This is a genomic window from uncultured Roseobacter sp. (assembly GCF_947488185.1).
Taxonomy (GTDB): Bacteria; Pseudomonadota; Alphaproteobacteria; order Rhodobacterales; family Rhodobacteraceae; genus Roseobacter.
Window position 1 is genome coordinate 458,849 of sequence record NZ_CANKYM010000005.1, and the last position, 9,714, is coordinate 468,562.

Genomic DNA, 9,714 nt, shown 5'->3' on the forward strand with positions numbered 1-9,714 from the left:
CAGACCAATCAGCGCGCGATTACGATATCAGCACGCAATCCCCCCAGACGTGCGGAGGAACTCAGCCGCAAAACACCGCCATGCGCTCTGGCAATGTCTGTCGCGATGGCAAGGCCAAGACCAACACCACCGCCCTTGTCCTGATTGCGGGCGCTGTCCAGCCTGGTAAATGCACGTGTCGCTTCCGCCCTGCGGCTTTCCGGAATACCGGGACCGTCATCCTCGACACGAATGCGCAGGGTTTTTTCCGTCAACAGCACCGAAACCTCCGCCATCGCGCCGTAGCGCACAGCGTTTGAGATCAGGTTGTCGAGCGCCCGCCGCATGGCAATCACATTGAGTTGTACGGTGCCGTCGCCCTCGCCTTCCGCTGGCATCAGTGTCACGTCCCGCCCCGCACGGCGGGCGTTTTCCACGACATTCGCAACAAGGTCATGCGGGTCGACAGGCTCCGGCTCCCCTTCACCTGCGCCCTTCACGAAATTCAAGAATGCATCGAGCATCTGCTGCATGTCATCAACATCCTGCTCCAGAGCCTCCCGCTCATCATCCTCCAGCATCGACAGGCTCAACCGCATACGGGTCAGTGGCGTGCGCAGATCGTGACTGACACCTGACAACATCAAGGTGCGCTGTTCGATCTGGCGTTCGATCCGATTGCGCATGTCCAGAAACGCATTGCCTGCCGCGCGCACCTCCACCGCGCCCGAGGGAGTATAGGGTTCATGCCGCCCGCGTCCGAAAGCTTCCGCCGCGCGCGCCAGCCGCTTGATCGGGCGCAACTGGTTCCGCAGGTAGAGGATGGCGATGACGGTTACCAAACCACCGAAGAACAGCATATTTACGAAAAGCTGGTGCGGGTTGGAGGCGGAAACACGTCGCCGATCGAAACTGATCACAACCGGGCCGTGACGGGTCTCGGCGTAGACATGCACGCGCCGGTTTTCGGTCAGATCAATTTGGCTGATCTGTGCCACCTGTTCCGGTAGCATCGATACGATCACCCGGCCTGAAAAATCAGAAAATGCACGCTGATGTTCGGTCGGCACTTCGGCAGGGTCAACGGCTTCGGCAGTGATGGCCAGTTGCGATGTCTCTTCAATCACATGGCTGCTGATAGATCCTCGATCCGGCGCACTGTCGATGACATCCAGTACAAAGCGCACTTCGCGAGCAACGGCGTTCGTCATCTGTTGCGTGACATCCTCGAAATGGCGCGTCAAAAAGAGCACCGTGACCACCAGTTGCAGGAACACCACCGGCAACAGCAGGATCAGAACCGCCCGCGCGTAGAGGCTGCGCGGCATATAGTGTTTGAGCCAGAGGAACGACATGGGCTAGACCCTAAAGGCGCCTCTGCCCATTAGAAAGAGTGAAAGATGATGCCGCCGCGCGATGATCCTGATGCCCCTGCCGGTCGGGTGGAAGTCCTGGAACCGGGCGTGCGGCGGATCGTGGCCCCGAACCCCTCTCCGATGACCTTCAAGGGCACCAACAGCTATCTGCTGGGGGCAACTGAGATCGCGGTGATTGATCCCGGCCCGCTGGATCAGGACCACCTTGCCGCCCTCCTTGATGCGCTCACGCCTGACCAGCGGATCACCCATATCGTCGTGAGCCACGCGCATCTGGATCATTCCCCTCTCGCCACCGCCTTACAGAAGGAATGTGGCGCGCCGATATACGGATTTGGCCCTGCAGGGAAAGGGCGCTCCGCGGTGATGCAGCGTCTCGCCGAAAGCGGGCTTGTGGGCGGAGGTGAGGGTATAGATGCCGCGTTTTCGCCCGATCACGAACTGGAGGATGGCGCGCTGCTGAAAGGACCGGACTGGCAGCTGCGCGCCCTTCATACGCCGGGTCACATTGGCAATCATATCTGCCTCGCCTGGGACGACATCTGCTTTACAGCCGATCATGTGATGGGCTGGGCCAGTTCACTGGTCTCGCCGCCCGACGGCGATCTGACCGATTTCATGGCTTCTTGTCGACGTCTGCAAAAGACCGAATGGCGGCGATTTTTTCCGGGCCATGGCGATCCGGTGGACAATCCGAAAGCAAGGCTGAATTGGCTTGTTGCGCATCGGAGATCGCGTGAAAGGGCGATCCTTGCAGCTCTGGAAAGCGGACCAGCAGATGCGCAATCCTTGGCCCGCGCCATTTACGGCGACACCCCCGCCGGCCTTATGGCTGCCGCGTCGCGCAACGTATTGGCGCATCTGATTGATCTGGTTGGTAAAAACAAGGTGGCACCCAAAGCTCCCCTGCGCGCCGACACACGTTTTTATCTGGCTTGATGCCGCTGCGTCCAAAATTCAGGAATTCCTGCAAAATCCTCTGGACGGCGCAAAATGCCACTGCTATATCGCCCGAACCGTTCCGGCGTAGCTCAGCGGTAGAGCAGTTGACTGTTAATCAATTGGTCGTAGGTTCGATCCCTACCGCCGGAGCCAAAAACTCAATTATCTCAATGCATTGTCAACATGCTTGGCTTCCCGCACATAGCACAAGCTCGTCGGGTAACAACTGGGGTAACACGCTGAAGTTTTATCTTATTGCCACAAAACACTTGAGATTCTGAGTAATTCCGAAATGCGCGCTCGGTATAAACGACTTCTACTAAAGCAAAATCCCGGTTGCATCTTCTGTGCTGGTGCCCAGCCGGCAACCACAGTTGATCATGTTCCCAACAAAGGAATGTTTCCTGATAGCCATAGACCTAAGGGACTTGAGGTTCCGGCGTGTTCGGAATGCAATCGGCGCTCGCGTGTCTTTGAGGATATTGCATCCTTCATCTGCAGTGTTCGGTTTACAGTGAATGATAGGGTAAACAAGCACTTCGAAAGAAAGATGCGCGCCATCATGAACAACCAACCACACCTCATGGATGAGCTTATGCCAACCTTTCGACAGAAGAGGCAGGCGGCCAGATTTGTTGATGAGAAAGGCGAGGCCTGCGGCGCCTTCGATCTGAGAGGACCTAACATTGGCCGGGCAATGCTTCACTACGGAGCCAAACTTGGTATGGCTCTGCACTGGCATACGACCGGTAATTCTCTGAGTGATCGTGGCAAAGTTGCCGTCTTGTGGTTCTCAAATTCCAATGCTCTTGTAGGAGACGTCCCACAACAACTGATGGAGCTGCTTCCCGACCCTAGAACCCTTTCTCAGGGCAAATTCAACGTGCGCGATCAATTCGAGTACGGTAGCGGGAAAACAATTGATGGCGACTCCTGCGGCCATTGGGTGACCTTTGGAGAGGCGATTATGTATCAAATCTTCACTGGAGAGCAGATCAATACTGATATGCTGCCACCGCATCAGGTTCTAAGACCGGGTTTCATCACAGAAAACTGGTAAGCACCCGACCATCGGGCCCGAAATTGATTTGAGCGGAGTGCTGATCTGCACCCCGCTCGACGCACCGGCATCCCGCAGACGCAAAGGTGCTCAACCTCGAGGTCATCGAGAGGCCGCACCATGCCGGGGTTTATTCTCGGGATCAAAGACGTGCCGATGGCCATTCCGCTCAGCCCGGCGACGGTTGACCGTTGATCGGCGGGAAGTGCCCACAGTGGCACCGCCAAGACGGCCACGGCGGCAAGGTCAGGGTCAAGGTCGTCTAGCCCTTCCCCGTCAGAACGCTCATGACGCTTTGCGCGGGCGACGACAGAGCCACAGTCAGCACATCCGGCAGGTCTAAATAGCGAACCCGCTCGCTGTCGATGCCGTCGGTTTCGCCGCTCTCAAACTGGCAACCTAGGGCTCCGGCGTGTCAAGCCAGCAAGGCTTTTCATCTGCCCAGCGTTGCACGAACGGGTGGACTTCGACCTGTTTATCGGTTGTCCCACCTTCCGAGGTCCAGACGAAAAGCGGCACGCTTGGCGCACGTCCGGGCGCATTGGAGGGTGGTGGACCTCCAGAACCGCCGCCTTGTTCCGCCGCAGCTGCCCGCGCCGCTGCTGCAATCGCGAGGTTCTCGTCGAACTTCCTGAAGTGAAACATTCCATCCGGGGGATGCACGCAGTTGAAGTGGGCCACCACGCCTTTCATATCCGGTAAAACCACGATGCTATCAGCACTTTGATTGTCTACAGTGACAACTGTCCCACGCCACAAACGCTCCCCCTGCAACACCAGCTTGCCCGGCCTGCCCGCCTCGAGCGAGAGAATTTGCGGATAGCGCTGAACATACTGGTCGAATTCCCGGTAGTAGTATGGCGCACGGATGAAATCGAAGTTGAACCGGGCGGTGATCTCTTCCACCCGTCGCGGCAACTTGATCTCAAAGTTGCGACGGAACTGGCGCATGGAAGGCATGATCTCATCCGTCTCACCAGTGGCTGCAGCCGGGTCGGCCCTGCAGAGCTTGGTGAAGTCAACAGCGGGCGAGTTGACATGCGGCGGCTGCACCCAACAGGCCCGTACATCGAAATCGACGCGCTTCCACCAGCTAGGCAGGCTGATCACAGCAGACAGCCTATGATGGCTGGACTGGTACCCCCCCGTGCCCCCTAACGGCCGAGGGCGGATTGCCCAGCCAAAGGTCGCCCGGTCAGTAAAGTTCTTGCCGGTCGATTGGTCCTGTTGATCAGAGCCCGGCAAGTGGCTGAACCCGATCACCCGTGGATTGCTGACCACCTGTTCCCTACTTCTGGTGTCCGCCAAACTCATTTGTCCCGTCAGCGTCGATCCCGCAGGCAAGGCCGCGCCAAGCTGAGCGGAAGCCTCATCGATCCGGTGCGCCAGGTCGTCCCCGTCCCCGGCGCGCGGGCTCACGGCATAAACCGTGACATCGCTGCGCTGCGTGTTGATCCAGTCGCGCAGCATGCAGGACAGGTAAATCTCCGTACGGGCCTCGTGATTGTTGGCATGACGTTTCGCAAGGCCAAGACAGCTCTTGGTCATTTCAAGCCGTTGACGGGTCTCGTAGGAAAGCGCGCGCTTTTCGCAGCCCTTTGACGTCTGATCCGGTGACAGGTTCTGATCCACGATTTGCAGAGCAGCCTTCAGCCCCGCGTCCGAGAGCCGGATCGTACGCATGCTGACATTCTTTGCAATGCAGTTCGCCGTCAGACGCTGTTTCCAGTTTCCTCCGCCCCACACACCCCCGCCGCCAACCTTGAATTCATCGATGACGTCATAGAGACGGGCGGGAATAATCTCGCCGCGCGACCTGTTTGCGCGGTTTTGAACAGCCGGCAGAAACCCCGCCTCGCGTGCACCGAAGACTTCATTGCCGGGCAAATCCTTGTGTTGCGATACCTGGATGCGGCATCCCGTCGTACTGCAGCCTTCCAGCGAGATTTCGAGAAAATCACGGATGGAACGGCTTTCGCGGTCGTAGACAGACAGCTCTTCCTGCAGGCGGGCGAGCAGGAAATGCGACATAAGCTCGTTGGAGGCATAGGCCGCTTCGCTGCGCACGATGAGGCATTTGTAGACCCCGACCACCGATGGGGCAGCAGGGCCGGTGCGTGCGGAGCATTGTTCGATGGTTGAGCGCAGTTGCGGATAGCTTGTCGCCTGCCCGCGGACAAGCACGAAGTTCTGCGCGCCTTCCTCCCGCAACCTTTTCCGCAAGGCTGCAATATCGGTTTCAGTCGGCAGATGTGCATCGAACTTGGTCAGCGCTGCCAGCAACCGGAACTCGGCAGGCGCGGAGGCTTGGCCCTTTGCCGGGGCCGTCGGCCCCGCCCGTTTTTGAGGATCGAACGCGGCTTGCATCATCGCGCCAAATTGCGTCTCTCGGCCCCATTCCTCCATCCCCTGCCACACCGAGATCAGACGTACCAACGCTCTCTTGTAATCCTCGTCCTGCGGCATGGATCCTACATCCATCGGAGGCTCAGGCATGGCCTCTGTCATGGTCTGCTGCGGGCAGTCGATAAGAGTGCCCTCCTGCTGCATGGCCGCACACTGGATGCTGCTTTCTGATTGCATGTTGCCGCCACCAGCCATGTTCTGCTGATTGGCCTGCGAAGGCCGCACACTGTTTTGAAGTTTTTGCAGGGTCATCTGGCCTTCGACAGCAAGCACCGTGTTGATGTAATGCGCGCGTCGGATTGCCTTGCGAAACCCGGCCTGCACCAGCGGCGCCAGGGCATGAGAGCTCTTTACAGTCGGCACCTGATTATCTGTGCTCCAGTCAAAGCCAATGGTCTCGGCAATCCAGTCCTTGCAAGCACTTGCCCAGCCCGGCGCGAGCCGGCTGGAACTGGTTATGTCCGCGTGCACCAACCGCCGTTCACGACACAGCGCAAGCACCTCCGGGTCGTAAACGACCGCGTTCAGGAATGACGAAATCAGCTCGCGCCGCAAGAACCAGTCCAGCGCAATGTTTTCCTTTGGGTCGACCGGGTTGTGCAGACGACCGTTCTGGCGAAAGGCCTCGATCCGTGCATCCAGCACCTTTGTCAGGAACTGCTGGATTTCCCGCTGCCACCCGCGCAACAGCTCCACGTCATCCACGATACGGCTTCGTTCGCTTATCACTTTCTGAGCATTGCAAACGACATCATCCTCCGTGCCGATGCAATCCCGCTCGAAATCGGTATAGGGGTCGCGGGCTTCGATGATGAAAACGGCTGTCCCCGGATAACTGCGCCGGTTGATCAGGGGCATCACAACAGCGTCAAAGTTCAGCCGGTATAGCGTATTGCCTTCAAGGTCATGGCCGTCGTCCAGCAGCGTATCCATCAGATCGGTGCGCAGCCGCAGTCGCATCTTGTCAACTGCGCTCAACTGCTGCAGCGCGCTCACGGGCACGGGCTCTGTGGTGGCTGTCTGGGTCTGGTTCTGCGCCTCTTGCGTCGCCCCCATCAGAGTCGCAATCAGGTTTTGCGAGCGCCGCTCGCGCGACACCGGCGTGGTGGTTTGATCCCCCTTGGTTTTCGCAAGCTGTTGTTCCAGCCAGTTGGCCTGCCTGAAGCGGTCGTTGACCAGGCGTTCTCGAGTGTAGAGCTGCGGTGGTTCGATCGACAGGACCCCCGGCAGCACCGGTTCGGAAACGGCCGCCCGACCGGCCGTGACCATTTTGCGAAGCTGGTCAGGCCATTGCGTCCAGTGCCCCTGCCAGACCGCCATGGCCAGGGCGATGGCTCCGACCAGGATGACCCCCGGCAAGATCGGTTTCAGAAGACCCGCCACCCCGCCACCCAGTGCCGGTATCCATCCAAAGAGTCTCGACCAGATTGACCGCTTTGGAGCTGCCGTGGGCGTCTTTGGTGTTTCTCCGGCATCTGTCACGATGCTATCGCTGCCCAGACCCGGTTCTGGCGTGTCGTTCAGCGGATCCTGATCGGTCATGGAGAACTCCTCCTTGCGTTGAATGGTCGAAAACCCCTGCATCGAGGGCGTCGAGGACGGTTTCCAGTGTGATTTGGCGGGTCAGCCTGCAGTGAAGCGTTTCGGTGCCATCGAAACGGCCGAGCTCGAAATACTTGTTGGCGGGCGCGCCGCCACCGCAAACCTCGAAGAACCGGCATTCAGCAGCGCAGGCTGCAACGCCCTCGGCAATACCCGAAGCCGCCCGACGGAATGCATCACTGTCCTGCATGATCTGGACACCGCCGTCGCGGACATTGCCAAAGACGAAATCATCATAGTCCGGCGCGGCGGCTCCAATTAGTTCCGGCGAAAAGGTCGACAGCCCGCCCTGCACACCGACCGTCACGATCCGAAACGGGTCCACCTGCCAATTCTCCGCCCGTTGGTCATGCGGCGCGGCGAGCAGGCCCTTGACCCCTTCGATCTCACGACACTGGAATGGGACAGGATCGGCGGCGCACCGGCGCAGGAATTGCCTCAGAAAAGACGTGTAGCCCTCTGCCACCTGAGATGTCGCAAGCAGACTGCTGCCCCCTTCCTGCCCTTCCTCCTCTTCAACGTTGAAGGCGACATTACGGATACCTTGCCCGGTGAAGAAGTCGTAGATGTCGTCGGCACGCGACAGGCTCTGCGCCGTGAGTACCGATATGACATGGAACGGCAGGCCCGCCTCCTGCAGCCGCGACACGCCCCGCATCACCAGGGCATGGCTGCCCGTCCCACGCCGCGTCCGGCGACGGCTATCATGCAGGTCAGCAGGGCCATCGAGGCTGACGCCGATGTTTACTTTCCACTTGCGCCACAGGTTCGTCCAGGACGCATTGACCCCGACTGCATTGGTTTGAAAAGCGTGGCGTAGTGGCAGGCCACCGCTCTCCCGTTCAAGCAATGCAAAGGCATGTTCGTACCATGCCACAGGCAGCGTCATTGGCTCGCCGCCGTGCCATACTACTAACGGGCGTTCATCCGGTGGACAGGGAGCAATGATGTTCCGGCAAATCGCTCTCAGCGTTGCATCCGACATCCGCGCACGGTCATCGCGATGCTGCAGATAGCAATAGCTGCAATCGAGATTACAGTACGACGTCGGCTGCAGAACGAGAAGCGAAGGCGCCTGCCGCCGCGTTACCAGTTTGCCCAGTTGTTCCAGTTGTTCCAAAAGTTCGACCAGTTGCTCCAATTGTTCCATTGCGCGACTGAAAGATCATCAGAGGCATCCGGCAGCTTGGTCGCAGCCGTCTCTAACCGCACCCGCAACAGGTTTCGGTCGTCTTGGAGACGTTGCGCAGCTTCCGGTACATCCAGTCCAATTGGAGCGGCATTCGCTGCAGAGAAAGACGGAATTGCAGCTAACAACAGGACCAGCGAGGTCGATGTCTTAAGTCGGCACATAAAAAGCTCTTTTTCAAATAATATGCGGACTCTAACACAGGTTACGCGTTTTTGCACCAACGAATTCAACCACCGGTTCTTTGGACACCGGAGGAGAAACCGTTCGAAGGTCTTTGCGGGAACTTTCTCTGGACCAACAAGAGCCTCGGAAGTGACCGGCCAACAGTAGCCCGGGAGCACCAGTTTGATCCTGCAAGTTGATCTGCGGAAGCAATCAGGCGTTGAAACCGATGCCGCAGTAGAATGCGGAAAACTCCAAGGTCGCGGCTTTCAAATACGAATGATCAAGCGACGCAGCGCTTGCAGCAGATTTATTTCGACTGTCCTTCAGCTTCGATGGAAGAGGTGCTTGACGCAATTCGGGCAACGGACCGCTCTGCTGCGAAAGCAGTCTTCAATATCGCACCAATTTCGCCTTGTAACTCCGTCGGTTGCGCGGCTATACCCATCAGCGGAGACGTGGCCGAGTGGTCGAAGGCGCTCCCCTGCTAAGGGAGTAGGCCCGGAAGGGTCTCGAGGGTTCGAATCCCTTCGTCTCCGCCATCCACGTTTATTGTGCTTTTCGTCAATATATTAGACACTTGGAGTATCCGTAGGAGGATACTTTGGAGGATACGCGTGTCTAAATACCCAGCGACGACCTTGGCGCTCAACAAGGGCAAGTATTACGTTCTGCTCACGATACCTGCCGATCTGCGGTCGTTCTTTAGCGGTAGAAAGCAACTCAAACGCTCTACAGGTACCAGTGATCTCAACATTGCGAAGCGAAAGCAGCATGAGATTTCTGTGGGGTTGTATGCACAACTGGACGACTGCCAGCCTGACCTGAGGGACGTTATTAGCGATCTACTCGGATGGATTGGAGACGCCGAAGAAGTTCAACGCCTCGAGGACAGCGGCGATCTTGAAGGAGTAATTCTGAACCGCGCCGGGTTTGCCGGAGGCTCCAACTCATGAGTAGGATGGAGCATCATGACGAAGACAACGAACAAGTAT

6 protein-coding genes and 2 tRNA genes are annotated in these 9,714 nt (G+C 58.2%); 5 read left to right on the forward strand and 3 right to left on the reverse strand.

What is annotated here, in order from left to right; genetic code table 11:
• Window positions 1–8: 8 nt before the first annotated feature.
• Entirely contained in the window at window positions 9–1,334 is a 1,326-nt protein-coding gene (locus tag Q1A52_RS20420; RefSeq protein WP_300019500.1) for an ATP-binding protein, read from the reverse strand.
• Between the two features lie 45 nt (window positions 1,335–1,379).
• Here Q1A52_RS20420 and Q1A52_RS20425 point away from each other — a divergent pair, with 45 nt between their 5' ends.
• The 3 genes from Q1A52_RS20425 to Q1A52_RS20435 all read left to right on the forward strand — a co-directional run bounded on the left by Q1A52_RS20425 (window position 1,380) and on the right by Q1A52_RS20435 (window position 3,357).
• On the forward strand, window positions 1,380–2,294 hold the full coding sequence (locus Q1A52_RS20425; RefSeq protein WP_300019502.1) for an MBL fold metallo-hydrolase: 915 nt from the start codon (window positions 1,380–1,382) through the stop codon (window positions 2,292–2,294).
• A gap of 81 nt (window positions 2,295–2,375) precedes the next feature.
• Window positions 2,376–2,450: transfer RNA gene (locus tag Q1A52_RS20430), tRNA-Asn, on the forward strand.
• Window positions 2,451–2,880: 430 nt separating this feature from the next.
• On the forward strand, window positions 2,881–3,357 hold the full coding sequence (locus Q1A52_RS20435) for a hypothetical protein (RefSeq protein WP_300019504.1): 477 nt from the start codon (window positions 2,881–2,883) through the stop codon (window positions 3,355–3,357).
• Window positions 3,358–3,756: 399 nt separating this feature from the next.
• Here the strand turns inward: Q1A52_RS20435 and Q1A52_RS20440 are convergent, their stop codons facing one another.
• Window positions 3,757–7,305, reverse strand: coding sequence for a hypothetical protein (locus Q1A52_RS20440; protein ID WP_300019506.1), 3,549 nt, complete (start codon window positions 7,303–7,305; stop codon window positions 3,757–3,759).
• A complete protein-coding gene (grrM, locus tag Q1A52_RS20445) occupies window positions 7,250–8,515 on the reverse strand; it encodes a cyclophane-forming radical SAM/SPASM peptide maturase GrrM/OscB (RefSeq protein ID WP_300019508.1) in 1,266 nt (421 codons plus the stop codon). The genes Q1A52_RS20440 and grrM overlap by 56 nt, the downstream gene beginning before the upstream one ends.
• A 656-nt stretch (window positions 8,516–9,171) precedes the next feature.
• On the opposite strand from grrM, the gene Q1A52_RS20450 reads away from it, so the two are divergent.
• Window positions 9,172–9,261 (forward strand) — tRNA-Ser (locus Q1A52_RS20450).
• Between the two features lie 75 nt (window positions 9,262–9,336).
• Complete coding sequence (locus Q1A52_RS20455; protein ID WP_300019510.1) at window positions 9,337–9,675, forward strand: DUF6538 domain-containing protein; 339 nt, start codon at window positions 9,337–9,339, stop codon at window positions 9,673–9,675.
• The last annotated feature ends 39 nt before the right edge of the window (window positions 9,676–9,714 follow it).